Source organism: Halobaculum halobium, from assembly GCF_030127145.1.
Lineage (GTDB): Archaea > Halobacteriota > Halobacteria > Halobacteriales > Haloferacaceae > Halobaculum > Halobaculum halobium.
Genome location: NZ_CP126158.1, coordinates 1,434,460 through 1,458,368 on the forward strand (window position 1 = coordinate 1,434,460; position 23,909 = coordinate 1,458,368).

Below are 23,909 nucleotides of genomic sequence, written 5' to 3' on the forward strand. Positions count from 1 at the left end.
CCGACCCGTGATCAGCGCGAGGCGCCGTAGCCGCCGCCACCGGCGTCTTCGACGGGCGCGGGCAGGTCGGGGAGCGCTTCCCCGCGAATCGGGATGTGCCCGTGTGCGAGCGTCCCGAGCACGCGGGTTCGGTCGCCGTCGAGATCGATCCGGACCGTCGGGGAGAGCGTGCCGCCGAAGCGACGGAACTGATCTTCGGGCGGGAGTTCCGCGACCTGGTCCAGCGTGCGGCCCTCCAAGTCGTAGTAGTTGAAGAAGGAGGTGACGAGGAGCTCCTCGTCGTGCGGGAACGCGAGCCACGAGTACGTCTGGAAGGGCGCGTTCCCGGGGTTCGTGAGCACGAGCCCGGTGTCGTTGAGCGGGCGGTACTCGCCGTGCAGCGAGTCGGCGACGAAGCCGTACAGCGCGTCGAACCCCTCGATACCGGGCGCGAACGTGTGCTCGTGGCTGGAGACGAACAGGTAGTAGCGGCCGTCGCGGACGACGACGTGCGGGCGCTCAAGTTCCTGATTCACGCACGTCGAGTGGAGCAGCGGGTCACGGAGTTCCCACTCGGTCGGGTCGCCCGTGGGGGAGTCGGCGACCCCGACGGCGCCGTTGAACTCCTGCTGTGCCGGGTCGCCGTCGCAGGCGTCGCTCCCCTCGGGGACGGGGACGTTCGCCTCGAACAGCAGGTGGGTCTCGCCGGTCGCGGGGTCCTCGAAGAACCACGGGTCCCGGAAGGTGTAGATCATCCCGCGGGACTGTCCTTCGGTCTCGTAGCGGACCCCGTCGGGGCGGAGCAGCGACTCGTGCGTGAACGTACCCTCGACGCGGAGGCCGCCGCCGTCGGAGCCGCGTTGCACCTCGCCGTCGCCGGCAGCGTCCTCGACGGCGAGCGTGCCGCCGGTCGCGAGCGCGAGGTGCTGGGTGTAGCTCAGGTCCTCCTCGCCGGCCTCGCCGGCGGCGGTGTAGTAGCAGTACAGGTCGGACGGGCCCTCGCCGTCGGGGTCCCACAGCGCACAGCCGGCCCACTGACGCGAGCCGAGCGGCTCGCTCCCTTCGAAGACCGGGCCGGTTGATTCCCATGAGTTGCCGTCGGCAGAGTAGAAACAGCAGACCGTCGCCACGTCGTGGCGCTTGCCGGGCAGGAGGTCCCGTGGCGCAGTGAGCGCGAAGACGACGCGGTAGCCGCCGACCTCGGCGACGGAGCCGTCGCGCTCGCGCAACAGCCAGGTGTCCCACAGGTACACCTCGTCGCTGACGGGCTCTGCGGGCGGGTAGACCACCGGCTTCACCGCGTCGGCGTCGCGGGCGAGATCGCCCGCCTGCGCTCGGGTCCACGCCGGCGTCCGCGACCGAATCGACTCCGCGTCGGTCTCTCCTCCGCCGTTCGCCGTGCCGTCGATATCGGTCATTATCGGTCGCAGGGAAGGCGGGGCCTAACCGCTGTCGCTTCCGCGTGTGAAACGGGTTGGCGGCGACTTCGCATATCCGAACCCATTTGACTCGTGGCGGCGAATCGAGGTGGTATGACCAAGCGCCACGTGTCCCTCCCGAAGGAGGCGGACGAGGGGGTCACGGCCTTCATCGAGCGGGTGGACGACCGACTCTCGTCGGCGGAGGACACCTGCGAGGTGGTCCGCGACACGCTCGTGGACCTGTTCGGCGACCGCGACGCCTACGAGCGGTGGCGGGACGGCGGCGACGTGACGCCCGCCGAGCGCGTCCGGCTCCAGGGGTACGACCCGTGCAACGCGACGCTGGAGTCGGAGTACTACGCCGAGAAAGACGAGGAGCGCTACACCCGATCGAAACACCTCCAGTGGCTGTGGCGGCAGTTCGACGCGACGCCGATGGCCGACAACATCGCGTTCGCGCTGCGCTTCCGACAGATGCTCGCGAACCACCTGTTCGACGACGCCGGGGAGAACCTCCGGCTGTTCAAGGGGATCACCTTCACCTACGGCCACAATATCGAGATCGGCGACAACACCGTCGTCCACGACGACGTGCACCTCGACGACCGCGGGAGGCTCACGATCGGCGACCGCGTCTCCGTCTCGGACTCGGCGCACCTCTACAGCCACGATCACGACGTCGTCGACCAGACGCACGTCGACAACTTCCACACCATCGTCGACGACGACGCGCGCGTCACCTACGACTCGATGGTTTCCGCGGGCTGCCGCGTCGGCAAGAACGCCGTCGTCGGGGCGAAAGCCACCGTCCAGGGCGACGTGCCCGACCACCACATCGCGGTCGGCTCGCCCGCCCGAAGCATCCGCGTGAAGCCCGGCTGGGAGTCCGTCGCCGACCCCGTCGAAGAGAAGCTGACGAACCGGGCCGACGAGCGCCGGGTCGAGTACGACCTCCCCGAGGGCCTCGACGATTTCGACGAGTTCCAGCGCGACCTCACGCCGCCGGACGACGTGGATGCGCCCGATCCGGCGTAGCCGGCGCTCGCTTCGGTCTCACGCATTCTCCTCCACCCCGTACAGCCCTCTCCAGTTCGGGGCGACGATCACGCCCGAGGGTCCCGGTCCGGACCGGGGTAGTTCCCATCGCCGACCTCCGGATACAGCTTCTCGGCGTCGAACAGCGTCGCGAACGCCCGCGGCTCGCGAACGCTCACCGGGAAGCGGTCGTTGAGCCCCGCGCCCGCGCCGGGTGCGGTGAGCCGCTCGTCGAACGACAGCACGTGCATCGCGCCGCCGCGGAACGCCGACGCCAGCGCCGGGTGATCGCCGGGTGGCTGGACGATCGGTTCGCGCCACTCGTCGACCCGCTCGCGCCAGTCTGTCGCGATCTCGGGGCAGCGAGATCGGCGATCACCGCCTCCGCATCGTCGAGAAGCGCGTCGCTGGCGACGAGCGTCGTCCACGAGTGGCGCCGGAGGCCGTCGAGCGCCTCGCGGGCGTCGCCGCCGACCAGCAGATCCGCCGCCAACGCGTCCGCGTCGGCGACGACGCGCGTCGGCGAGGGATCGTCGCTCGGCGGGTCGAGCGAGCGATCGTCGGCAACACGGTCGCCGGCACACTCGTCGCCGGCGGTCTCGCGATCACGCCGCTCCGCGAGCGCCGACCGGATCGCCGCCTCGTCGACGCCGAACGCCTCCGCCCGCTCGAACAGCGCGGCCCACGTCTCCATACCGGATCCGGCGCGCCGCGGGACAAAAAGCCGAGGCGTTTCCCTCAGGTCGTCGATATCCGCCGCCGCGCCGCGTCGGCGACGAGGCCGACGAGGAACGCCGCGCCGACGTTCCACAGAAGGCCGACGCACCCGACGAGCGCGACCAGCGCGAGCGCTCGCCGGCCGTCCGCGTCGACCGCGCGCCGGCCGAGGTGGACGGCGACGACGAGGAGGAGCGCGCCGAGGACGGCCATCGGGAACGCGGCGACGACGCCCGCGAACGGGACGGCCGCGAGGTACAGTCCCCCGAGCACGAGGTTCGCACCGCCGGTGCGGGCGCCGAAGGCGTGCTTGCCGGCGAGGCCGCCCGACCCGTGACACATCGGGACCCCCCCTAGCGGGACCGCAGACAGGCACATCGCGCCCATACTCGCCGAGAGCCTGTCGGCCGACACGTCCGCGTCGAAGAGGTCCGACAGGAGGAGGCTCGTCGCGACGGCGGCGTTGCCGACGGTCATCGCGAGCTGGCCCGTCGTCGCCGACAGCGCGTTCGTCGTGACCGCGGGCGCGCCGGCCGGAAAGAGCGCGAGCGCGGGGAACTCGGCGGCGGGAACCCCGGCGTCGGCGACGGCGAAGACGAGGCCGACGCCGAGCACCGCGAGGGCGGCGCCCCGGCGGTACCCCGCCATCGCGACCGCGACGGCGACGCCGGCGGCCGCGAGCGCGAGCGTCGGGTTCGCCAGTCCCAGATCGACCCCCGAGCGGACGAGCACCAGCGCGACCGCCAGTTGGATGCCGCGGATCACCGGCTCGCTCACGTGCCGGCGGAGCCGCCCGATGGCCCCCGTCGCCGCCGCGAGGAGGAGGACGCCCCCCGCCAGCAGGCCCGCGGCGACGTACTCGCCGGCGGTGACCGTGCCCGCCAGCGCCAGTCCCGCCAGCGCCTTCATGGGCTCTACCGAGAGGGGGAGGCCGTACACGAGCCCCCACACGATCTGAAAGGCGCCGAAGAACAGCAGCGCGTGCGCTAACGACACCGGCGTGAGCGCTGCGAGGCCGACGACGATCGGAAGGACCGTAACCGAATCCCCCAACGCGCCGGTCCACTCGCCGGCGTCGAACCGGATCCCGTAATCGGCCGCTAATCGCTCCGAGATCGCCACGTTCGAGTGTTGCTGGCGGCGTACTTGAGGCTGTCCGGAAACCGGATCGACCAACGCCGAACGTGTTCGATAATCGGATATCGTTACGACGGTCGGTGTCAGTACACCAGTTCCCCGGAGATGAACTTCCGGGTGCGCTCGTCGGTCGGGTCCTCGAAGATCGTCTCGGTCGGTCCGATCTCGGAGAATCCGTCCCCGAGCAGGACTCCGACGCGGTCGGCGACCCGTTCGGCTTGGTGCATGTCGTGGGTCGCGACGACGACGCCGATGCCGCGGTCGCGGGCCTCGGCGATCGCCTCCTCGATCAGGCCGGTGTTGCGCGGGTCGAGGTCGGAGGTGGGTTCGTCGAGCAGCAGGTACGTCGGGTCGTACGCGAGCGCTCGCGCGAACGACACCCGCTGGGCCTCGCCGCCGGACAGGGACTCCGCCTCCTGACCGAGTTTGTCGTCGAGTCCGACCACGTCGAGCGCCTCCTCGACAGCCGCGGGCGTGCCGTTCGATCCGAGGACCGCCCGGAGCCCGTCGCGGAGTCGGTCGTCCCAGCCCCGGCGGACCCGCAGCCCGTACTCGACGTTTCGGGCGACCGAGGCGTCGAACAGGCTCGCCTCCTGAAACACCATCCCGACGCGCCGGCGCAGCGCCAGTCGCCGTTCCTCGTCGGCATCCCACACCGCGTCGCCGTCGAGTTCGACGGTCCCGGCGTCCGGTTCGAGGGACAGCGCGAGCATCCGCAGCAGCGTCGTCTTCCCGACGCCCGACGGCCCGATGATCGCGACAACCTCCCCGGGATCGACCGACAGCGAGGCGTCGTCGACGACGGCCTCGTCGCCGTACGCCTTCGAGACGTTCGAGAGCCGGATCACCGTCCGCCCACCTCGTCGGAACCGAGGCGGACGACGATCGCGTTGATCAGCAACACGAGCGCCACCAGCACCGCCCCCAGCACCATCGCGGTCTCGTACCGTCCTTGCCGAGCCTCGAGTTGGATTGCGGTGGTCAGCGTCCGAGTCTTCGAGACCCCGTCGGCGCTCGTGATATTCCCGCCAACGATGAGGACTGAGCCGACCTCGCTGATTGCGCGGCCGAAGCCGGCGAGTATCGCCGTCGCGATCCCGTATCGCGCCTCCTTGATCACAACAAGCGCCACGTCGATCCGGGTGCCTCCGAGAACGTGCGCGGCGTCGCGGACGTTCCCACTCACGCCCGTGAGCGCCGCGAGACTGATCGCCGTGATGGGTGGTGTCGCCAAGACGAACTGCGACATGATCATCGCCTCCTTGGTGAAGATGAGATCGAGCGCCCCGAGCGGCCCCTGGTTGGAGACAGCGAACAACACGAGGAGCCCGACAACCACGCTGGGGAAGCCCATCCCCGTGTTGATGACCGACTTCACGAACTGTTTGCCCGGGAAGTCGGTGAACCCCATCACGAGCGCGACGGGGATGCTGAACAGCGTGCTCAGCGTCACCGCGATGAGACTCACGTACAGCGAGACGTAGATGACGCTCGAAACGTATCCCTGCTCGAACGGGAGCCCGGCGACCGCCGGAGCGAGCTGTGCGACCGCGTCGAGGGGCATGCTCACCCGTCGGTCGAGTTGCTACTCCAGCCTTCCGGAACGTACTGCTGGAAGTTGGGATCCTCGGAGACCGCCTCGGGGAAGAACAGCTGCTCCCCGTTGACCTGATAGTTCGAGATGGCGTCCTGCGTCCCGGGGCTGGTTATCCAGCCGATGTACGCCATCGAAAGATCGTAGTTGGCGTTGTCGTGCACCCCGGGGTTGACCGCCATGATCCCGTACGGGTTCGCGAGGATCTCCGGCCCGTCCCCGATGGGCCCCTGCACCAGGATGACGAGGTCGATCTCCGACCGCTGGGAGATGAACGTCCCGCGGTCCGAGAGCGTGTACGCGTCCTGCTGGTTGGCGACGTTCAGCGCCTCGCCCATTCCGGTGCCGGTCTCCTGGTACCAGTCGCCGCCCGGCTCGGTCCCGGCGGCCTCCCAGAGGTTGAGTTCCTTCGTGTGCGTTCCGGAGTTGTCGCCGCGGGAGACGAACGTCGCCTCCGCCTCGGCGATGGCGGTCAGCGCCTCCGTCGCGGAGTCCATGCCCTGGATCCCGGCCGGGTCGCTCTCCGGCCCGACGATCACGAAGTCGTTGAACATGAGATCGCGGCGATTGACCCCGTACCCGTTGCGCATGAACTCGTCCTCGAGCCCGCGGGCGTGGACCATCACCACGTCCGAGTCCCCGTTGCGCGCCGATTCGAGGGCCGCGCCCGTCCCCTGGGCCACCGCGTCGACGGTCACGCCGTACATGTCCTCGAAGTCCGGGTGGATCTCGTCGAGCAGGCCCGTGTCGTACGTGCTCGTCGTCGTCGTGAGCGTCAGCGTCTCCCCGGAGACGCCCGCTTGATTCCCCTGTTCTTGTCCACCGCTGATACCCGCACAGCCAGCGAGCGCGCCCGTGACGCCCGTTGCGGCCGCCGCCAGGAACCCTCGTCTGCTCGCGGTTCCGTCCCGTCCGCCGTTCCGTTGTTCCGGCATAGAAACAACGATCCGGCACGGACACATATAGCTGTGGGAACCAGTTACGCCAGCCCGTGAATCCCGCCACATCGGAACCGATCGCGGTTTCGAGGTCCGGGACGGTATCCGCCATGGCGTCGGCGCGCGCAACGGTTTTCCGGCCGGTCACCGAAACGGACGGCGATGGGATCGAACGAGGCGCCAGCGCCCGGCGGCGGCGAGGGGACCGCGGGGTTCGAGGCGAGTCTCACCGCCGGCGAGGTGACGTTCGACGGTCGCGACGCCGCGCTGTTGCGCGCCATCGCGGCCGCGGGGTCAGTCAGCGGCGCCGCCAGCGACCTCGGACGGTCGCGGGCGCGGGCGCTCTCGCGCTTAGAGACATTAGAAGCGGTCTTCGGCGACCTCGTCGCCCGGAGGCGAGGCGGCGCCGACGGCGGCGGGAGTCGGTTGACCGAGAACGCCACGTCGCTGTTGGCGCGGTTCGAGCGGCTGACGGCCGCGCTGGCGGGGACCGCCGGCGCGGCCGAGTCGGTGTTCGAGGGCGCCGTCGCGGACAGAGACGGCGAGCTCGCGGTCGTCGAGACCGACGCCGGGACCCTCCGGGCGCTCGCCGTCGGCGACCCGGACCCGACGCCCGACGACGCCGTGCAGGTGAGCGTCCGCGCCGACGCCGTGACGCTGCACGACCCCGGCGAAACGCCGTCGCCGGACGCGACGAGCGCGCGAAACCGGTTCGCCGGCGTCGCGAGCGCGGTCCGTCGCGGCGACGCGGTCGTGGACGTGCAGGTTGATGTGGGGGCCGACGGCCCGCTCGCGGCGCTTGTGACGGTCGACAGCGCGGATCGGCTCGGGCTCCGCCAGGGGAGCGACGTCGTCGCGTCGTTCAAGGCGACGGCGACGCGCGCGACCGCGGCGAGGGCGACCGACTCGGCGGAATCGGGGGAATCGGCGGAACCGGGCGACTCGGCCGAAGGCACGGCCGAGCGCCTCTCAGACCCCGGCGAGTAGGTCGTCCAGGTCGCCGAGCAGTTCGTCGAGCGCGGCTCGGGCGTCCGCTTCCGGAGCGCGGTGGGGTGAGCGGGCGTGTCCGGCGGGCGCGCCGCGCTGGCGCATCGCGTACTTCAGGCCGGGGATGCCGTACTCGGCGGTGATCGCGTGGTTGAGGTCGACGCAGGCGGCGGTGAGTTCGCGGGCGCGCTCGCGGTCGCCGGCCTCGCTGGCCTCGTAGATGGCCGCGGTCGCCTCCGGCGCGATGTTCGCGAGGGCGAGCACCCCGCCCGTCCCGCCGGCCGCGAGCGCCTGCCCGAGCACGCCGCCCGAGCCCACCATGAGGTCGAAGTCGGCGGTGGCCGTGCGCTCGCGGATCCGCTGGAACGCCGCGATGTCGCCCGAGGAGTCTTTCATGCCCGCGACGTTCGGATGAGCGGCGAGCCGACCGACCGTCTCCGGGTCGAGGCTCGCGTCGGTGAACACGGGCACCGAGTAGAGGTACACCGGGACCGGCGACTCGTCGGCGACCTCCCGGTAGTACGTCTCCAGGGTGGCCTGATCGTGGTCGTAGTAGAACGGCGTGACCACCAGCGCCGCGTCGGCTCCCGCGTCGGCGGCGGCCGCGGTCGCCTCCAGCGTCTCCCGTTTTCCGGGGCTGCCCGTGCCTGCGAGCACCGGCACCGAGGCGGCGTCGGCGACGACCTCGATCACGCGGGCGCGTTCCTCGGCGGCCATGAGTTCGGCCTCGCTGTTCGAGCCACAGGGGACGAGGAAGTCGATCCCGCGGGCTTCGACCCAGTCGACGAGGTCGCGAAGTGCGTCCACGTCGAGGGCTCCGTCGGCGTCGAACGGCGTGACGAGCGGCGGTCCGGTTCCGTGCATGGCGGACGCGTCGAGCGGCCGACCAAAGAGCGTTCCCGTCGACCGATGTAGTGGACGTACCGAGTGGGAGAAACCGGGTCGTACGGGCGTCTGACGGACGGACGCTGTCTGACGTGGCTTTATTTCGGGGGAGCCAGATCCGCCGGACGGGCGCACGAAGAGAGACCGAACGTCGGCCGCCGCCCGCGGGGAGTTCGCGGCGGCGAGACCGGTTCGAGCGCCTCACACGCACGATCCGCGTCGCAGGCGCGCGGACCCCCGACGAAGCCTGTCAGGGCTTCGCCCTGCCTCTTTCCCCACCGCTCAGTTACCGAGCAGCGCCGTCCGAACGTCCGCGACGCGATCGACCTCCGCGATCACGGCGAGCCGATCGCCGGCCTCGACGATAGTGCCGGGCAGGGGGATCGTCAGCGATTCTTTGGCGCGGCCGTGGGCGTACACGCGGCCGCCGTCCACGGCGAGGTCGTTGACGCGTCCACCGATCACGGGCGAGTCGTCGTCGACCGCGATCGTCACGAGTTGGAGCTGCTCGGTGAGGTCGCTGATGGCGTTGAAGTTGCCGCCGAGCATGGCGGTTTTCGCGCCCGCGGCCCCGAGGCGTTCCGGGTAGATGATCTCGTCGACGGTCCGTTCGAACTCGTCGTAGATCTCCTCGTGGAAGTCCTCGGAGACGCGCATGACGGTCCGGCAGTCGCCCAGCTCCGTCGCCTCCATACAGATCTCGAAGTTCAGCTTCGGGTCCCCCGTGATCGCGCCCACGGCGTCCGCGTCGGCGACGCCCGCCTCGGTCAGCACCGTCGGGTTCGAGCCGTCACCCTCGACGACCCGGAGACCCCGGTCGCGGGCGCGTTCGACTTTCGTGTGGTCGTTGTCGACGACGGTCACGTCGTGACCCTCCTCGTCTAGCACCCGGGCGGTTCGAGCGCCGACCCGACCGTACCCCACGATGACGATGTTCATGCAGTGGTATGCTACGTCATACCACAAAGCGCTGTCGCCGACCCGCGTTCCAACGTGTCCCCCGACGGAGGTCTGCCCCACGGCGAGTTCTGGTCGCCCCCGAGTGCTGGCGCCGACTGAGTTCCGCCCCCGGTCGAGCGATTCCGTCGTGAGAAGTGAGTGCTAGCACGACCCACGACCGGCTTTTCTGGCCTCGTCGCCTCCGAACGGGTATGATGGCGACGACCCACGTTCTCGCGGGCGTGGCCGTCGGGCTCGGGACGCTCGCGCTCGTCCCGGAGGCCGGTCCGGTCGTTCTGGCGGGGGCGCTTGGCGGGCTAGCGCCCGATCTCGACCTGCTCGGTGCCCACCGGAAGGACCTCCACTTCCCCGCCTACGGGAGCGTCGCGGCCGCGGTCGCGGTCGCGGCGGCCGCGGTCGCCCCGTCGCCGGCGACGCTGTCGCTGGCCGTCTTCCTCGTTGCGGCGGCGCTGCACGCCGTCTCCGACGTCTTCGGCGGCGACCTCACCCTCCGTCCATGGGAAGCCACCGGCGACCGAGCCGTGTACGAACACCTCCGCGGCCGGTGGCACCGGCCGCGCCGATGGGTACGGTACGACGGGTCCCCCGAGGACTTCCTGCTGGGGAGTGCGCTCGCGCTCCCCGCGCTGGCGGCGCTCGATGGGCCGGCTCGGGCGGCGATCGTCGCCCTCGTCGTCGTTTCCGCGCTGTACGCGCTCGGCCGTCGGACGTTGGTCGATGCCGGCGAGCGCGTCGTCGCGGTGACGCCCGAGTCCGTGCTCGCGGCCGTTCCCGAGACGCTGATCGAGGACCTGCGGTAGGCCGACGGCTTTTGTCCGCGCGCCGCCGAGGGGCCGACATGGAGAAAGTGTCCCTCGCCGACGGGTTCGACTCCTTCGAGGAGCCGTGGTCGCCGCGACTCGCCGCCGAGTTGAACGGCCAGGCCCTGAAGCTCGCCCGCCTCGACGGTGAGTTCGTCTGGCACAGCCACCCCGACGCCGACGAACTGTTCTGGGTGATCGAGGGCGGCCCGCTGGACATCGAGTTCCGCGACGAGCCGACGGCGACGCTGGAGCCGGGGGAACTGCTCGTCGTTCCCGCTGGTGTCGAGCACCGACCCGTGGCACGCGCGGCGGCGAAGGTCGCGCTCGTCGAGCCGTCGGGCACCGAGAACACCGGCGATGCGGGCGACACCGGCGACGGGCGAACCAACGCCGTGACCGAACTGGCGACCGGCGTGACCCGCGGCCGCGTCGGCGGCGGCTCGGGCGACGTTGAGGGGGCAGAAGCCGACGGGGAGCGCGTGGACACCGGGGACATCGGCCGTAGCCGGTGACATCGATGTCCGCGAGCGGCTAAGTGGCCGGGTGCCGTACCTCGGGTATGGAGACAGACGACTCCGACGTGCCGCCGGCGGACCGTTCAGACATCCCCGTGACTGCCGAGAAGCCCGACAGCGCGATCTCGGTGACGGGAACCGACCACATCACCCTCATCGGGAGCAACGAGGAGGAGACGGTGCGGTTCTACCGCGACGTGCTCGGGATGCCGCTGGTGATGCGCCAGCCGAACCTCGACGCGCCGCAGGTGACGCACCTGTTCTTCGACAGCGGCGACGGTCGCATCATCACGTTCTTCGTCGAGGAGGACCGCGAGAACGCCCCCGGCCAGCGCCCCGGCGTCGGCGCCGTCCACCATCTCGCCTTTTCGATCGAGGCCGAGGAGCTGCCCGAGATCAAGGAGGCGCTCTCGGAACACGGCCATCGATTCAGCGAGTTCGACCGCGGCGCGTTCCACTCGCTGTACACCCGCGACCACAACGGGCTCACCATCGAACTCGTCGTCGACAAGTACGAACTGCCCGACGACCGCCGCGGCGAGGTGATGGCGCTCGCGCAGTCGAAGCGCGTCGCCGCCGGCGACGACTACGTCGACGACGAGCACATGGAAGCCGCCGTCGACGAACTGGGCATCGACGTGGTGAAAAACGAGGTCCCCGACGCCGCGACAGGTACCGGATTCCAGGAGTAGCGACCTCAGACGGCCCCGGCCGGGCGCCGTCGTTCGGTTTTTATATACTGTGGTTATCGGGGGCGATTCTATACGCGAGTATCTCGACTCAATTCAGTGTCACATTAGACAGAATATTTATGTTATCGGTGGGGTGGTACCGGCAGGGTGCGCCGGCGGAGCGCCGTCGGCCGGTCCACCGAAGACACATGTCGCACGAATCTAACTACACGTCGGACGGGCGCGAGGCGACCGGGCGGGCGGGTCGGATCGTCGAGTTGTTGACCAGGTACGGCGAGCGCACCGGGAACGCGCTCGTGTACAGTTCCGCGTATCTCGCGGTGATCGCGATGGCCGAGGTGGCGATCGCGATGGTGTTGCTGTCGCTGCCGCCGAACCCGGCGCCGGTGGTGGTCGGGCTGGTGACGTTCGCGGTGTACACGAACGACCGGGTGGCCGACGTGGATACGGACGCCGTCTCCGACCCCGATCGCGCGGCGTTCGTCCGGCGCCACCGCAACACGCTGTACCTGTTGGCGTCTGCCTCGTACGGGCTCGCGGTGGCGATCTCCGTGCTCGGCGGCCCGGTCGCGCTCGCCGTGACGCTGATCCCCGGCGTGTTCTGGGTGGCGTACGCCGCCGACTGGGTTCCGGGCGTCGCCCCGAAGCTCCGCCGGCTGAAGGAGGTGCTCGTCGTCAACTCGCTCGTCGTCGCGCTCGCGTGGGCGACGACGCTGACCGCGCTGCCCGTGGCGTTCACCGACGCGGCGGTCACCCCGGCGACGGCGGTCGTGTTCGCGTACTTCCTGCTCCGGTCGTTCGTCGACACCGAGATCCCGAACGTCGGCGACGTCGAGGCCGACCGCGCGATCGACGTGTCGACGCTTCCGGTCGTGTTCGGCGTGGCGACGACGCGTCGAATCCTCTACGGCGTCGATCTCCTCACGGCCGGCATCGTCGCCGCGGCGGCGCTGGCGGGCGTCATCGGATCGGGATTCGTGCTCGCGCTCGGCGTCGGGTTGGCGTACTCGCTGGTCGTCACGGCGCTGCTCGGCCGGGCCGACAACGACACGCTCGCGCTGGCGGCGGAGTTTGGCTATCTCGTCGTCGCGACGGCGCTGATCGGTCCGATCCTGCTCGTGTGAGCGAGCCGTCGACCGATCTGCCATATCATCGCGCGGCGCGCGACGGCGGAATTTATTACGGTGCTCCTCACAGCAGGAGGATACGTGCTCCCGTCCGGAACGCTGACGGCGGTGATGCTGGTCACCGTCGTCGTGGGGACGACGGCCGCACTCCTTGCGTGGCGCGAGCGACAGGAACCCGGCGCGGTTCCGTTGACGGCCATGCTGGCCGGCCAGGTGTGGTGGTCGGTGTTCTTCGTCTTCGAATTCCGGGCCGGGACCTTCGCGGGGAAGGTGTTCTACTCCGACATTCAGTGGCTCGGCGTCGTTGTGATCCCGGTCGCGTGGCTCCTGTTCGCGTTGGAGTACACGGGGCGCGACCACTACGTTCGGCCGCGGTACGTCGCGCTTCTGTCGGTCGTTCCGGTCGTCACGGTCGTGCTCGCGGCGACGAACGCGTCTCACGACCTGCTGTACCTGGACACGGAGCTCGTCACCGAGGCCGGACGGCAGGTGCTCGACCGGACCGGCGGCCCCTGGTACTGGGTGATCACGGGCTACACCTACCTGCTCGGACTGCTCGGGTCGATTCCGCTGTTGGGACTGGTCCGCAGCGACGCGCTCCCGTTTCGCGGCCAGAGCCTCGGGCTGCTCGTCGGAACGCTCGCGCCGTGGGCGAGCAACGTGTTGTTCCTGGCCGGCGCGGTCCCGGTTCCGAGCCTCGACCCGACGCCGGTGTTCTTCGCGGTATCGGGCGTCGCGTACCTCGGCGCCATCACCCGCTTTCGACTGCTCGGGACGAGCCCGTCGGCGAACCACCGCGCGCGACGGTTGGTGTTCGAACGCATGCGCGAGGGCGCCGTCGTCGTCGACCGGCACGACTACGTCGTCGATCTGAACGAGCAGGCGGCGGAGATCCTCGACGTCGATCCCCGCGAGGTGCTGGGGAGCCCGGCCGCCGAAGTGATCCCGCGCTACGAACAGTTACCCGAGGAAGGGCGCGCCTCCCGGCATCTCACGCTCGGCGAAGGGCTCCAGAGCCGCCAGTACGACGCGACGGTGACCGCCGTCGCCGACTTCCACGACCGCTCGCTGGGCGGAGTCGTCTCCTTTCACGACGTGAGCGATCACCTCCGGCGACAGCAACGCCTCGAGGTGCTCAACCGCGTGCTCCGTCACAACATCCGCACGGAGACGAACCTCATCTACGGCAACGCGGACCTCATGGACGCCGAGGGCGCTCACGTGGACGCGGTCAAGGAGGGCGCGATGCGGATCGAGGCGATCAGCGACAAGGCGCGCGACGTCATCGACATCTTCGAACGAGGCCGCCAACCCGGCCAGTCACTGATGCTGACGACGGTGGTCGAGGAGTGCATCGAGGAGATCAGCGACGAGTACCCGACGGTCACGGTCGACCTCGAATTCGGGTCCGGCGGCGACTTCGCGGACGGTCCGGACGCTGTCGACGCCGCGGACACCGCCGACGGCGCGTCCACAGATGACCCCGACGACGCGGCGGTCTCTCCGGTGGTCACGTCCGTGCTGAAGAACGTCGTCGAGAACGCCGCCGAGCACAACACTGCCGCAGACCCGTGGGTGCGCGTGCGGGCGACCTGTACCGAGGGGGTAGTCGAGATCCGCGTCGCCGACAACGGCCCCGGGATCAGCGACCACGAACGGACCGCCCTCGACCGCGGGAACGAGACGCCGCTGGATCACGGCAGCGGGCTCGGGCTGTGGCTCATCGCGTGGGGAACCGAGCTTGCCGACGGCGACCTGACGATCGACGACCGCGACGGCGGCGGCACCGTGGTAACGGTGCGCGTTCCGCGGATCGCGGCCGGGTCGCTGTGAGGAAGCGACCGCTTGCGACGTGAGAACGGGAGAAGCCTAGGGCGGGATTTGAACCCGCGCTCTCGTCCTTACCAAGGACGCGCTTTACCGCTAAGCTACCCAGGCGCGAGTAGGGATAGCCGGGAGTCGTCTTTAGGCGTTACGATTGGGCGGCGTCAGAGACACGCAGTATCACAGGACGGCACCCGGAGCGTCGTAGCGTCGCGGCTCCTCGATCAGGTGTCGACCGACGACGCGACGCGATCCTCGTCGGCGAGCGCGGCGATGCGGTCGCCGGTGGACTCCGGAAGCGATCCGATGGCCGGCATGCGGTCGTCGTCGCCGGCGGCGAGTTCGGCGGCGTACGACAGCAGGTCGTCCGGGGCGGATGCGCCGACAGCGGCGGTACCGGCGACGACCGCGAGTTCGAACACGTCGGCCTCCAGGTTGCGGTCCAGCGCCGCCGCCTCCTCGGCGTCGACGCCGCGGCGCCGCGTCTGGTCGCGGCCGAACGCTCGGACCGTCTCGACCGCCTTCCCCGCGGCGGCCGTACGAGCGAGGAGATAGAAGCCGCGCGAGACGGACACGTCTGCCGCCAGCACGTCGAGATCGGCGTCGATGTCGCCGACTGCGTCGAGATCGGCGGCCGCCCACGGCTCAGACTGGGAGAGCGATCTCGTGAGCCGCAGCCCCTCGTAAATGAGTTGGACGCCGGCGGCGTGGTCCTCGATGTCCGTCAGGTCCACGTCGGGGTCGAGTGCACGAGCCGACAACAGCGTGAGCGCTCCGGGCGTCATCTCGGCGTCGTCGAAGCGGTCGGTCAGCGCGTTCCGGAGCGCCGCCGGCTCGACGTCGCCGACCGACCGCTCCGCCGCGGCCCGGGTCCGCGCGGCGTCGTCCATCGCTCATTAGTAGACCGGGCACACGCAAAGACCTTTGGAAACGGGGGCTATCCCGTCCCGTGATTCGCAGCGAACGGGCCGCCGACGGGGAGTACCGGACCGTGACGATCGACCGCCCCGAGGCCCGAAACGCCCTCACCCCGGACGCGCTCGACGCGCTGGAACGGGCCGTCGTCGACGCCGACGAGCCGGTGGTGCTGCTGCGGGGCGCCGGCTCGGCTTTCTGTGCCGGCGCCGACCTCGAGGTGGTCGAGTCGCTGGACGACCCCGCCGCGTTCGCGGGCCACGGCCAGCGCGTCGCCGACGCGATCGAGTCGGCAGACTCGGTCGTGATCGCCGGGGTCGACGGGGCGGCCCGCGGCGGCGGCGTGGAGCTGGCGCTCGCGTGCGACCTCCGGGTGGCGACGGCCGAGGCGACGTTCGCCGAGACCGGCGCCTCCTTCGGGCTGTTCGGCGCGTGGGGCGGGACCGCCCGGCTCCCGCGGGTGGTCGGCGAGGGCGTCGCGCTCGACATCGCCTGCTCGGCGCGGGTCGTCGACGCCGAGGAGGCACAGCGGGTCGGCCTCGTCTCCCGCGTCGTCTCAGATCCGGTGACCGTCGCCCGGGAGGTCGCCGCAAATGACCCCGAGGCGCTCGCGGCCGTGAAGCGGCTCGTTCGCGCCGGCGCCCGCGGCGCCGAGACGGCGACCGACGAACGCGAGGCGTTCGCACGGCTCCACCGGGAGCGCTTCGGAGAGTGACGCGCGAGAAGAGCCGACCGGAGACCCGCGATGTGCGGTTTGAGGGACGACGCGGCGGAAAGCCCGTGTGGCGACCGCAACAGTTGAATCCGCCCGGCCGTGTATCTCGGGTATGACCGATGGACACGGCCTCTCGGATCACTCCTCGCTCTCCAGGCGACGGGCGCTCGGCGTCGTCGGCGCCGGCGCGGTCGCCGCGCTCGGCGGCTGCCTCGGCGGCGGTGGCGGCAACACCTCGCTCCCCGAGCGGGGGAACGACGAGCTGCTCGCGGACGTGGAGACGTTCCCGAACCAGGGGAACCAGCACGTCGAGCGCGGCACCGAGGTCGACTACAACACCCGTCCCCCGACGTCCGGTCCCCACTACAGCGGCGTCGTCGGGGCGGGATTCTACGAGGAGCCCCAGCCGATGGGCGACGTGGTCCACACGCTCGAACACGGTGCGATCGTCGCGTACTACGCGCCGGACGCGCTGACCGACGAGGCGCAGTCGAACCTCCAGGCGTGGGCGAACGACCACACCGGCACGTGGCAGAGCTTCCTCGCGATGCCGTACCCGTACGACGAGCCCGAGACGCCGTACGCGCTCACGGCGTGGCGCCACCTCCTCCGGATGGACGAGTACGACGCCGACGCGGTCGAGGCGTTCGCCGCCGAGTACATCGGTCGCGGGCCCGAGAACTCGGTTCGGTAGGAGCCCGAGACCGAAGGCGAGCGACCGGCTACACCGACAGTTCGTCGGGCGCGGGCGGCATCGCGCGCTTGTGCGTCGACGACTCGTACAGTTCCTGGACGCGGCTGACCTGTGCTGCAGTCACATCGAGCGCCCGGACCGTCGCAGCCGTCGACAGCGGGCCGTCGATATGGAGCGCGAGCACGGCGTCGAGGGTGTCGTAGTCGAGCCCCAATTCCTCCTCGTCCGTCTGGCCGGTCCACATCTCCGCCGAGGGAGTCTTCATGACCAAGTCGTGCGGAACGCCCGCGTGGGCGGCGAGCTGGCGGACCTGCTGTTTGTAGAGGCTCCCGAGCGGGTTGCAGTCGACCGCGCCGTCGCCGTACTTCGTGTAGTAGCCCGTCAACGCCTCGCTGCGGTTGCCCGTCCCGAGGACGAGACGGCCATCGGCGTTCGCGGCGAAGTAGTTGCACACCGCGCGGACGCGCACGCGAACGTTGCTCTCGGCCATCCGATCGGCGGCGGCGGCGGGGAGCGCGTCATAGAACGCCTCGGCGATGGGCTCGATCTCGATCACGTCGTACTCGATACCGAGGTCCTCGGCGACGCGCTCGGCGTCGCTCATGTTCTCCTCGGTGTTGACCGACCCGGGCATCACGAGCCCGCGGAGGTTGTCGGCGCCGATGGCGTCGACCGCGAGGTACGCGACCGTCGTGGAGTCGATCCCGCCGGACAGCCCCATCACCGCCCCGTCGGCGCCCGCGGCGTCGACCTGCTCGGCGATGAAGTCGGTGACGTGACCGTGCACTCGGTCGAGCTCAGCGTCGGCAAAGCGCAGGTCCAGCGGCGTCGATTCCTCGTCCAACAGGACGGATTGACTCATCGTGAGTCCGTACGTCGTCGGCGAACTAATAGGTCCCCTCGCGACGGCGACACGTGGACGCGCGTCCAGTTCCGCAGCGACGCCGGCGACCGATTAGTTGAAGTGTTGCGGTTCGGAACGTAGTCATACACGCACGCGCCGCGTCGCCGGTGGGATCGGCGAACGAGCGCCGTTGGCGAGCGATTCCGAAGGAATCGCGAACCTCGGGGCGCGAGCGAGCGAAGCGCGCCGTTGCGTTACAGAGCGAAGCGACGTACCGCTCGGGGCGTACGCACGCAGTAGGTGAGCGCCGTTGGTCCAGTGGTAGGACATTAGCTTCCCAAGCTAATAGCCCGGGTTCAATTCCCGGACGGCGCATGTCTCGAACGCCGATGAGAGGCGTCGCCGACGGGAATTGAAGTAGCCGAGTCGCGCGCAGCGAGGCGAGCACGTCTGGGCGTGGTTCAATTCCCGGACGGCGCATGTCTGGCGACGCTAACCGAAACAGCCACGGCGCCGCCGACCGCGACACGCGATATGCGAACCGTCTTCCACGTCTCGACGGTCGGCCAGCTCTCGTACGTCGACGCGAAAGTCACCAATCTCTTCGGCGACGATGCAGTCCCAGTCGACGCCGTCGCCGTCGTCGTCGACACCCCCGCGGTCATCGACGCGGCGGCGGAGGGCGACGGTCGCGAGCGCGTCGAGGCCGTCCTTGCCGCCGGCGGCGGTGGCGACGACACCGACGGCGCCGGGACGCAGACGGCAGTTCGCGTTTGCTCGAACGCGCTCCGCGGAGCGACGGCGACGCTGGACGAGCTGCCCGCTGGCGTCGAGGCGGCGTCTTCCGGCGTCGGCGAACTCACGCGACTGCAGGGCGACGGCTGGGCGTACATCCGCCCGTAAGCGCTCCCGCGTTCACCGGCACGAACATATATCATCCCGACGGGACGACAGCGACGTATGCCTCACAAGACTGGCGCCTCCCACGCGATCGCCGCGCTGGCGGCGATGGTGTCCGCCTCGTATCTCAAGGACGTGCTGAAACACCTCGTGAGCGCGCGCGACCTCGTCGCGTACGCCAACGTGGCGGGCGTACACCTCGCCGATCGGATCGGCGCGGCGAGTGTGATGGACACGGTGGCCGGCGGGGCCGCCGCGGTGCTCCTCGTCTTCCTCACGTTCGTGTGGGGCTGGGCGTACCACCACAGCGTCATCGGCTGATCACACCAGCCAGTCGGCCGGGTCGGCGTCGATCCGCTCGCGCAGCGTCGCGGTCGCGTCGGCGTCGTACCGAAGGACGCGCCGCCACCACGGCCCCTTGCCGGAGTCCGCCGAGAGGTCCGTCACGAGGTGGTTCGCGTCGGTTCCGCCCGCGGGCGTCGACAGCGGGACCGCGCGGTCGAACAGCCGCGAGCCGTCGGAGTCGCCGCGGACGAGCACGGCGGCGTCGAACGATTCGCGGCGGACGTGCGCGTTCGAGGCGAACCGCTCGCGGGTCGTCGGGTCGGCCTCCCGGAACTCGTCGCCGGTGAGCACCTCGCCCACGCGGAACTCGCCGACGAGGAAACAGCCCCACTCAGGGGGGAGCCACTCGACGCGGTCGCCCGCGGGACCCGACGCAGCGCGATCGCCATCGTCGGCGACCGTCAGTGTCGCGTAGAACAGTAGCGAGTCCCCGGGGTCGAGCGCTGAGAGCGGGCGGGCCTTCACGCCGTGCGGGTCGCCGTAGGTGTACGACTCGCTCCCGTAAACGCCCGCGAACTCCGGGTCGAGGTGAACCGGCAGACCTGCGGCGGCGTCCGGAACGAACGTCGTCAGATCCAGATCGGCGTACGTCGGGACTCCCTCGGCGGCCGACTCGCGTTCGGGGATCGGGACGTAGACGAACGACCCGTCGGGGAACACCGGCCCGCGGCGACCCGGGAGGTTCGTGTTGGCGGCGACGTTGATGGCGACCGCGCGGGGCATGCGATCGCGTTGCGCCGGCGACGGCTTAGCGTCGGCGACCGCGACGAGCGTCGGCGGCGGTTCGCCTCGCTCGGTTTCGTTCGGTGGTCTGCCCCGCTATCGCTCGGCAAACCACGCCGAGATCCTCGCGTTGCTCGGGTCTTGTCTACGTTCGGGGACGATCGTTCCTGAGACCACCTGAAGACTGCACTCGCTGCGCTCGTTTGTCTTCCGTAGTTCGTCTCACTGCCGTTCGACGAACCACTCCCCGAACTTCTCCAGCGCCCGCCCACGGTGGGAGATCGCGTTCTTCTCGGCGGCGTCCATCTCGGCGAGCGTCGCGCCGTCGTACTCGAAGATCGGGTCGTATCCGAAGCCGCCGTCGCCGCGTGCCTCGACGATCTCGCCGCGGACGACTCCCTCGAACAGCTTCACGGGGAGCGGTTCTGTCTCCTGGTCGTCGCGCTCGGCGCCGGTGGCGGCCGCGGTCACGCGGTCGTCGCGGTCGACGGGATCGGGAGTGGCCGCAAACGGTTCTCCGTCGCAGTACGCGAGCACGCACCGGAATTCGGCGCGGCGGTCGTCGAGTTCGGCGTCGACGAGTCGGCGGACAGCCTCGACGCCGAGGGTGTCCTCGGCGTACGCGGAGTACGGGCCGGGGAAGCCGTCGAACCCGCGGACGAACAGGCCGGCGTCGTCGACGAGCACGGGTTCCTCGGCGTGGCGGTACGCTTCGCGGGCGCCTCGGGCGGCGATGGGGGCGAGGTCGGCCGCCTGGATCTCGGTGTAGTCGAAGTCGAGCTGGGAGACGGCGTCGCCGAGGTACTCGCGGGCCTCGCGGACCTTCCCGGGGTTCGTCGTGACGTAGCGGAGCATACCCGCGCTCGGGTCGGCCGCGGCAAAGCCGCGTCGATGTCGCGGGGCGGTCCCGTGCGTCGACGCGCCAGGGTCGTGCGGCGTCACAGATGACGGCAGGGACAGCCACCCCCGAGACCCTTTTGACGCGGCGGGGCCGAACGGTGGACGATGAGCCACGAGCGGCCCGGCGACGGCCGCGACGACGAGGATCGCGCCCGGGACCGCGATCGGCGACTCGGCGCCGGGCGCGCCGACCGCGAGGCGGAGGTCGGCGAACCCGTCGTTCGCGGCGACCCGGCGGTCACCGGCGAGCGCGCCGAGCGAGCCGCGCGGTTCGACCCCGACGACCCCGACAGTCTCGAATCCGCAGCCGACACCGTCCACCGATTCGCCAGCGAGGCCGTCGCCGGCGACGACAACGTGGTGATGCTGCGCGGGGCGGCCGCCTGCGCCGCGCTCGTACGCGGGCACGGGTCGTACAAGGCCGCCGCCGAGACCGCCGGCGACGGCGTCCAGGTGTCGTTCATCCGCAAGTGGGCGCGCGTCCACGACCTCCCCGAGTCGATCCGTCGCCACGTCGCCCGCGGCCACATCGCGCCGACGGCGGCGAAGCACATCGCCCGCGTCGCCGGCGACGCGCGCTTCGATCTGGCGTGGGCGGTGCTCGACGCGGACCTCACCGTCCGCGAGGTGCGCCGTGCCGCGAGCGCGATCAACGACGGCGCCTCGCCCGAGGCGGCGCTCCGGGCCGAGGGCGTCTCCCCGGGGCGACTCGGCGTCGAGCTTCCCCTCGGCGTCTACCGGCGGCTGCGCGACCGCGCGTCGCTGGAGAACCGCGACCCGGGCGACGTGATCGCGGACGCGCTCGAAGAATACTGAGGGGAGCGAGTCACGTCGCGGTCGCGTCGCTCTCGCTCCCGTCCCCCTCGTCGCCGCCGAGGAATCGCACGGCGGCATCCCGTATCACGTCGCGTGCAGTCGCTACCTCCGCCCACCGGATCGTCTCGTCGGGGAAGTGCGCCTGTTCGATGCTTCCGGGGCCGAACACGACCGTCGGGATACCGGCCGCGACGTAGTGGCGGTTGTCGGCCCCGTACGTCGCGCCCGTTGGCTCGGTATCGGACAGCCCCGCGTCGATCATCGCCCCCTGCAACGCCCGAACGACGGGTTCGTCCGGAGCGATCTCGGCGGGCTCGAACATGATCGAGAAGCGGTCGAATTCGGGTGGGTGCTCGCGCAGCCAGTCGTCGTCCGCGACGACCTCGGCGAGTCGGTCGTCGAATTCCGCCTCCACCTCGTCGACCGTCTCCCCGGGTGCGACCCCGATCCGCCATTCCGCGGTCAGCGTCCCCGGCACCGTCGAGGCCCACGATCCGGCCTCGACGCGACCGCAGACGACGGGCCACGGCACGTCGAACGCCTCGTACAGCGGATGCGTGACGCGCTCGCATCGCTCGGCCTCCACCTCGGTGAACGCCCCCCTGATCGCTTCGAACAGCGGGAGCGTGTCGACGCCGTGCCACCGCGTCGCCGCGTGGGCGCTCCGGCCCGCGATCCGGAGTCGCTTCATCACGGTCCCCTCCGTCGCGGTGACGGGGCGAAGCTCCGTCGGCTCGGCGACGAGGGCGGCGTCGCGGTCGAACGGGTACGGCGAGTCGAGCGCCGCCGCGGCCGCGCCGATCCCGCCCTCCTCCTCGCCGGCGACCGCCTCGACGACGATCCGGCCGTCGAGGTCGCGTTCGCCGGCTTCGACTGACTCCCTGAGGTCGAGGGCCGCGTGAACGCAGGCGCCGACGGCGGCCTTCATGTCGGCGGCCCCGCGACAGGTGAGCGTCTCGGCGCCGTCGTCTGCCTCGCTCCAAACGGGGTCGAAGGGATCGCTCGTCCAGAGGTCGTCGTCAGCGGGAACCACGTCGAGGTGGCCGTTGAGGACCATAGTTCTCCCGGCGTCGGGGTCGCCGAACTCCAGCACGCCCGCGACGCTCGGACGCCCCGCGGCGTCGATGTCGGCGCGGTCGTCGGGGAACGACGGATGGGCGGCGAGTCGTTCGGGGTCGGCCTCCCACGTGTACGTCTCGAACCCGGCGTCCGCGAGGCGGTCGCGGAGCCACTCGGCGGCGGGTGCCTCGTCGCCGTCGGTCGTCTCGAACGCGCACAGCCGGGCCGTGAGGTCCCGTAGGTCGGGGACGGTCATGGGTGATCGTCGGCAGGGAGGGGTAAGGCCGTGTGGGTGGCGGCGTGGACGCCGCGGGAACCGCAGTCGGGTCGGTCGCCGTCGTTCGTAAACGCTTATGCGCGCACGTCGGTAAGGTCGGGCGAGGGCTGGTAGCTCAGTTAGGGAGAGCGTCCGGCTTTTAACCGGACGGTCGGGGGTTCGAATCCCTCCCAGCCCGTTTCTGTCCACCGCGACGAGCGAAGCGAGGAGCCGCGCGACGCAAATAGCGTCCGAGAGATTCGAACGACGGCACGAGTGAGCAAGGCGAACGAAATGCAGGAGGTTCGAATCCCTCCGGTTCGCTTCTCCCGTGAACACCAGTGTTTCCGGTCGACGTCGTCCGATCATCGAAGCCACAGCCGATTGGATAAGCTAACGGGGATCCCTGCTGAACTCCGTACTCAAGAGTTATATATCGCAAATAGCCTGAAATAAAATAGTATGCATTCCTGTCCGAGCTGTGGTGCCGGCGTGGAACCGTCGCACTCGTTCTGTGAGAAGTGCGGGGCGGAGATCGGATCGGCAGACACCGAGACCGCACCGAACACGGAGTCATTCGATCAATACGCCGAACACTTCGGACCCGAAGAGACTCCCCAGTACATTCTGAAAGGAGCGACGTTGAAAACCGAGGGCAATATCGACTCGGCGAAATCGTCGCTGAGTGGAGGCGGCGGTGTCAAGACGATCGTCACGGACGAACGCGTGTTCATCCACGTCGAAAAGCGAATAACGGGGGATGACATGCGAACCCTTCCGTACGAGTCGATCAACGCGGTGAACCTCGACACGGGGATCATCAATAATTTTCTGTCGCTTCAGACCGGTGGCGGCACGTACAAGGTGCAGGTGCTGGACAAGGAGGAGGCAAAAAACGCGATAGAGTACATCAGGACCCGCAAGCGTGAGCTGGCCCAAGGCGGGGGCGGTTCGACGAGCGATCCGGATCCGACGGAGCAGCTGAAGAACATCAAGGAGCTCCACGACCAGGGCGTACTCTCCGACGAGGAGTTCGAGACAAAAAAGCGAGAGTTGTTGGATAAGATCTGACCGATCGGGAGCCAGTTCCGGCGGCGTGTCCGGCCGAAGAACGCGGAGTCTGGCGTT

Annotated in this window: 24 protein-coding genes, 3 tRNA genes and 2 pseudogenes; 15 read left to right on the top strand and 14 right to left on the bottom strand. The window is 70.0% G+C overall.

Annotated features, from left to right (window positions below; all coding sequences use genetic code 11):
* Positions 1-11 precede the first annotated feature (11 nt).
* The gene (locus P0Y41_RS07540) at positions 12-1,397 is read right to left on the bottom strand and encodes a glycoside hydrolase family 68 protein (RefSeq protein WP_284060776.1); all 1,386 of its coding nucleotides are present in this window, start codon (positions 1,395-1,397) and stop codon (positions 12-14) included.
* 114 nt (positions 1,398-1,511) lie between these two features.
* Between P0Y41_RS07540 and P0Y41_RS07545 the strand changes: the two genes are divergently transcribed.
* On the top strand, positions 1,512-2,435 hold the full coding sequence (locus tag P0Y41_RS07545) for an acyltransferase (protein WP_284060777.1): 924 nt from the start codon (positions 1,512-1,514) through the stop codon (positions 2,433-2,435).
* Between the two features lie 68 nt (positions 2,436-2,503).
* Here the strand turns inward: P0Y41_RS07545 and P0Y41_RS07550 are convergent.
* The 5 genes and pseudogenes from P0Y41_RS07550 to P0Y41_RS07570 form a co-directional block, all read right to left on the bottom strand.
* A pseudogene (locus P0Y41_RS07550) lies at positions 2,504-3,129 on the bottom strand (DUF7384 family protein).
* A gap of 44 nt (positions 3,130-3,173) precedes the next feature.
* Complete coding sequence (locus P0Y41_RS07555) at positions 3,174-4,274, bottom strand: putative sulfate/molybdate transporter (protein WP_284060778.1); 1,101 nt, start codon at positions 4,272-4,274, stop codon at positions 3,174-3,176.
* A gap of 98 nt (positions 4,275-4,372) precedes the next feature.
* Positions 4,373-5,137, bottom strand: a complete 765-nt coding sequence (locus P0Y41_RS07560) for an amino acid ABC transporter ATP-binding protein (RefSeq protein WP_284060779.1) — start codon at positions 5,135-5,137, stop codon at positions 4,373-4,375.
* Entirely contained in the window at positions 5,134-5,853 is a 720-nt protein-coding gene (locus P0Y41_RS07565) for an ABC transporter permease (protein ID WP_284060780.1), read from the bottom strand. The genes P0Y41_RS07560 and P0Y41_RS07565 overlap by 4 nt, the downstream gene beginning before the upstream one ends.
* Positions 5,854-5,855: 2 nt before the next feature.
* Positions 5,856-6,818 (bottom strand): ABC transporter substrate-binding protein, encoded by a 963-nt coding sequence (locus tag P0Y41_RS07570; RefSeq protein WP_284060781.1) that lies wholly within the window; start codon positions 6,816-6,818, stop codon positions 5,856-5,858.
* Positions 6,819-6,983: 165 nt separating this feature from the next.
* Here P0Y41_RS07570 and P0Y41_RS07575 point away from each other — a divergent pair, with 165 nt between their 5' ends.
* Positions 6,984-7,808 carry a TOBE domain-containing protein gene (locus P0Y41_RS07575; protein ID WP_284060782.1) on the top strand — a complete coding sequence of 275 codons (825 nt, stop codon included), beginning with the start codon at positions 6,984-6,986 and terminating at the stop codon, positions 7,806-7,808.
* Here P0Y41_RS07575 and P0Y41_RS07580 read toward each other — a convergent pair.
* Both P0Y41_RS07580 and P0Y41_RS07585 read right to left on the bottom strand, forming a co-directional pair.
* Positions 7,791-8,672, bottom strand: coding sequence for a dihydrodipicolinate synthase family protein (locus tag P0Y41_RS07580; RefSeq protein ID WP_284060783.1), 882 nt, complete (start codon positions 8,670-8,672; stop codon positions 7,791-7,793). The two genes, P0Y41_RS07575 and P0Y41_RS07580, sit on opposite strands and share 18 nt — an antisense overlap.
* A 303-nt stretch (positions 8,673-8,975) precedes the next feature.
* Positions 8,976-9,632, bottom strand: coding sequence for a potassium channel family protein (locus tag P0Y41_RS07585; RefSeq protein WP_284060784.1), 657 nt, complete (start codon positions 9,630-9,632; stop codon positions 8,976-8,978).
* Between the two features lie 212 nt (positions 9,633-9,844).
* On the opposite strand from P0Y41_RS07585, the gene P0Y41_RS07590 reads away from it, so the two are divergent.
* The 5 genes and pseudogenes from P0Y41_RS07590 (at position 9,845) to P0Y41_RS07610 (ending at position 14,623) form a co-directional block, all read left to right on the top strand.
* A complete protein-coding gene (locus tag P0Y41_RS07590; protein ID WP_321170842.1) occupies positions 9,845-10,453 on the top strand; it encodes a metal-dependent hydrolase in 609 nt (202 codons plus the stop codon).
* Between the two features lie 38 nt (positions 10,454-10,491).
* Positions 10,492-10,815 (top strand): annotated as a pseudogene (locus tag P0Y41_RS07595) (cupin domain-containing protein); the annotation flags it as partial.
* Positions 10,816-11,015: 200 nt separating this feature from the next.
* Entirely contained in the window at positions 11,016-11,663 is a 648-nt protein-coding gene (locus tag P0Y41_RS07600) for a VOC family protein (protein ID WP_284060785.1), read from the top strand.
* Between the two features lie 188 nt (positions 11,664-11,851).
* Entirely contained in the window at positions 11,852-12,787 is a 936-nt protein-coding gene (locus P0Y41_RS07605) for a UbiA family prenyltransferase (RefSeq protein WP_284060786.1), read from the top strand.
* Positions 12,788-12,847: 60 nt separating this feature from the next.
* Entirely contained in the window at positions 12,848-14,623 is a 1,776-nt protein-coding gene (locus tag P0Y41_RS07610) for a histidine kinase N-terminal 7TM domain-containing protein (RefSeq protein ID WP_284060787.1), read from the top strand.
* Between the two features lie 33 nt (positions 14,624-14,656).
* On the opposite strand, the gene P0Y41_RS07615 is transcribed toward P0Y41_RS07610, so the two are convergent.
* Both P0Y41_RS07615 and P0Y41_RS07620 read right to left on the bottom strand, forming a co-directional pair.
* Positions 14,657-14,728 (bottom strand) — tRNA-Thr (locus P0Y41_RS07615).
* A gap of 110 nt (positions 14,729-14,838) precedes the next feature.
* Positions 14,839-15,504: a DUF7114 family protein gene (locus P0Y41_RS07620; protein WP_284060788.1), complete on the bottom strand. Its 666-nt coding sequence runs from the start codon at positions 15,502-15,504 to the stop codon at positions 14,839-14,841.
* Between the two features lie 59 nt (positions 15,505-15,563).
* On the opposite strand from P0Y41_RS07620, the gene P0Y41_RS07625 reads away from it, so the two are divergent.
* Positions 15,564-16,244, top strand: a complete 681-nt coding sequence (locus P0Y41_RS07625; protein ID WP_284060789.1) for an enoyl-CoA hydratase/isomerase family protein — start codon at positions 15,564-15,566, stop codon at positions 16,242-16,244.
* 112 nt (positions 16,245-16,356) lie between these two features.
* On the top strand, positions 16,357-16,938 hold the full coding sequence (locus P0Y41_RS07630) for a thioredoxin-like domain-containing protein (RefSeq protein WP_284060790.1): 582 nt from the start codon (positions 16,357-16,359) through the stop codon (positions 16,936-16,938).
* 28 nt (positions 16,939-16,966) lie between these two features.
* Here P0Y41_RS07630 and P0Y41_RS07635 read toward each other — a convergent pair whose 3' ends face one another.
* On the bottom strand, positions 16,967-17,800 hold the full coding sequence (locus tag P0Y41_RS07635; protein WP_284060791.1) for an NAD+ synthase: 834 nt from the start codon (positions 17,798-17,800) through the stop codon (positions 16,967-16,969).
* 286 nt (positions 17,801-18,086) lie between these two features.
* Between P0Y41_RS07635 and P0Y41_RS07640 the strand changes: the two genes are divergently transcribed.
* The 3 genes from P0Y41_RS07640 to P0Y41_RS07650 all read left to right on the top strand — a co-directional run bounded on the left by P0Y41_RS07640 (position 18,087) and on the right by P0Y41_RS07650 (position 19,003).
* Positions 18,087-18,157: transfer RNA gene (locus P0Y41_RS07640), tRNA-Gly, on the top strand.
* Positions 18,158-18,316: 159 nt separating this feature from the next.
* Positions 18,317-18,685: a DsrE family protein gene (locus tag P0Y41_RS07645; RefSeq protein WP_284060792.1), complete on the top strand. Its 369-nt coding sequence runs from the start codon at positions 18,317-18,319 to the stop codon at positions 18,683-18,685.
* A gap of 57 nt (positions 18,686-18,742) precedes the next feature.
* Positions 18,743-19,003: a hypothetical protein gene (locus P0Y41_RS07650; protein WP_284060793.1), complete on the top strand. Its 261-nt coding sequence runs from the start codon at positions 18,743-18,745 to the stop codon at positions 19,001-19,003.
* Here P0Y41_RS07650 and P0Y41_RS07655 read toward each other — a convergent pair whose 3' ends face one another.
* Together P0Y41_RS07655 and P0Y41_RS07660 are read right to left on the bottom strand one after the other, a co-directional pair.
* Positions 19,004-19,750 (bottom strand): Nmad3 family putative nucleotide modification protein, encoded by a 747-nt coding sequence (locus P0Y41_RS07655; RefSeq protein WP_284060794.1) that lies wholly within the window; start codon positions 19,748-19,750, stop codon positions 19,004-19,006.
* Positions 19,751-19,972: 222 nt separating this feature from the next.
* A complete protein-coding gene (locus tag P0Y41_RS07660; protein ID WP_284060795.1) occupies positions 19,973-20,605 on the bottom strand; it encodes a non-canonical purine NTP pyrophosphatase in 633 nt (210 codons plus the stop codon).
* A gap of 150 nt (positions 20,606-20,755) precedes the next feature.
* On the opposite strand from P0Y41_RS07660, the gene P0Y41_RS07665 reads away from it, so the two are divergent.
* Positions 20,756-21,466 carry a DUF7119 family protein gene (locus P0Y41_RS07665; protein ID WP_284060796.1) on the top strand — a complete coding sequence of 237 codons (711 nt, stop codon included), beginning with the start codon at positions 20,756-20,758 and terminating at the stop codon, positions 21,464-21,466.
* Between the two features lie 10 nt (positions 21,467-21,476).
* Here P0Y41_RS07665 and P0Y41_RS07670 read toward each other — a convergent pair whose 3' ends face one another.
* Positions 21,477-22,781: a M20/M25/M40 family metallo-hydrolase gene (locus P0Y41_RS07670; RefSeq protein ID WP_284060797.1), complete on the bottom strand. Its 1,305-nt coding sequence runs from the start codon at positions 22,779-22,781 to the stop codon at positions 21,477-21,479.
* Positions 22,782-22,906: 125 nt separating this feature from the next.
* Here P0Y41_RS07670 and P0Y41_RS07675 point away from each other — a divergent pair.
* Positions 22,907-22,980, top strand: a tRNA-Lys gene (locus P0Y41_RS07675).
* Positions 22,981-23,243: 263 nt separating this feature from the next.
* Positions 23,244-23,852, top strand: a complete 609-nt coding sequence (locus P0Y41_RS07680) for a PH domain-containing protein (RefSeq protein ID WP_284060798.1) — start codon at positions 23,244-23,246, stop codon at positions 23,850-23,852.
* The last annotated feature ends 57 nt before the right edge of the window (positions 23,853-23,909 follow it).

Coding starts and splice junctions, on each gene's coding strand:
- P0Y41_RS07680 (WP_284060798.1), top strand. CDS start 23,244: ATGCATTCCTGTCCGAGCTGTGGTGCCGGCGTGGAACCGTCGCACTCG.
- P0Y41_RS07590 (WP_321170842.1), top strand. CDS start 9,845: ATGATGGCGACGACCCACGTTCTCGCGGGCGTGGCCGTCGGGCTCGGG.
- P0Y41_RS07635 (WP_284060791.1), bottom strand. CDS start 17,800: ATGAGTCAATCCGTCCTGTTGGACGAGGAATCGACGCCGCTGGACCTG.
- P0Y41_RS07630 (WP_284060790.1), top strand. CDS start 16,357: ATGACCGATGGACACGGCCTCTCGGATCACTCCTCGCTCTCCAGGCGA.
- P0Y41_RS07645 (WP_284060792.1), top strand. CDS start 18,317: ATGCGAACCGTCTTCCACGTCTCGACGGTCGGCCAGCTCTCGTACGTC.
- P0Y41_RS07545 (WP_284060777.1), top strand. CDS start 1,512: ATGACCAAGCGCCACGTGTCCCTCCCGAAGGAGGCGGACGAGGGGGTC.
- P0Y41_RS07655 (WP_284060794.1), bottom strand. CDS start 19,750: ATGCCCCGCGCGGTCGCCATCAACGTCGCCGCCAACACGAACCTCCCG.
- P0Y41_RS07565 (WP_284060780.1), bottom strand. CDS start 5,853: ATGCCCCTCGACGCGGTCGCACAGCTCGCTCCGGCGGTCGCCGGGCTC.
- P0Y41_RS07585 (WP_284060784.1), bottom strand. CDS start 9,632: ATGAACATCGTCATCGTGGGGTACGGTCGGGTCGGCGCTCGAACCGCC.
- P0Y41_RS07575 (WP_284060782.1), top strand. CDS start 6,984: ATGGGATCGAACGAGGCGCCAGCGCCCGGCGGCGGCGAGGGGACCGCG.
- P0Y41_RS07605 (WP_284060786.1), top strand. CDS start 11,852: ATGTCGCACGAATCTAACTACACGTCGGACGGGCGCGAGGCGACCGGG.
- P0Y41_RS07540 (WP_284060776.1), bottom strand. CDS start 1,397: ATGACCGATATCGACGGCACGGCGAACGGCGGAGGAGAGACCGACGCG.
- P0Y41_RS07570 (WP_284060781.1), bottom strand. CDS start 6,818: ATGCCGGAACAACGGAACGGCGGACGGGACGGAACCGCGAGCAGACGA.
- P0Y41_RS07665 (WP_284060796.1), top strand. CDS start 20,756: ATGAGCCACGAGCGGCCCGGCGACGGCCGCGACGACGAGGATCGCGCC.
- P0Y41_RS07580 (WP_284060783.1), bottom strand. CDS start 8,672: ATGCACGGAACCGGACCGCCGCTCGTCACGCCGTTCGACGCCGACGGA.
- P0Y41_RS07600 (WP_284060785.1), top strand. CDS start 11,016: ATGGAGACAGACGACTCCGACGTGCCGCCGGCGGACCGTTCAGACATC.
- P0Y41_RS07620 (WP_284060788.1), bottom strand. CDS start 15,504: ATGGACGACGCCGCGCGGACCCGGGCCGCGGCGGAGCGGTCGGTCGGC.
- P0Y41_RS07660 (WP_284060795.1), bottom strand. CDS start 20,605: ATGCTCCGCTACGTCACGACGAACCCCGGGAAGGTCCGCGAGGCCCGC.
- P0Y41_RS07670 (WP_284060797.1), bottom strand. CDS start 22,781: ATGACCGTCCCCGACCTACGGGACCTCACGGCCCGGCTGTGCGCGTTC.
- P0Y41_RS07650 (WP_284060793.1), top strand. CDS start 18,743: ATGCCTCACAAGACTGGCGCCTCCCACGCGATCGCCGCGCTGGCGGCG.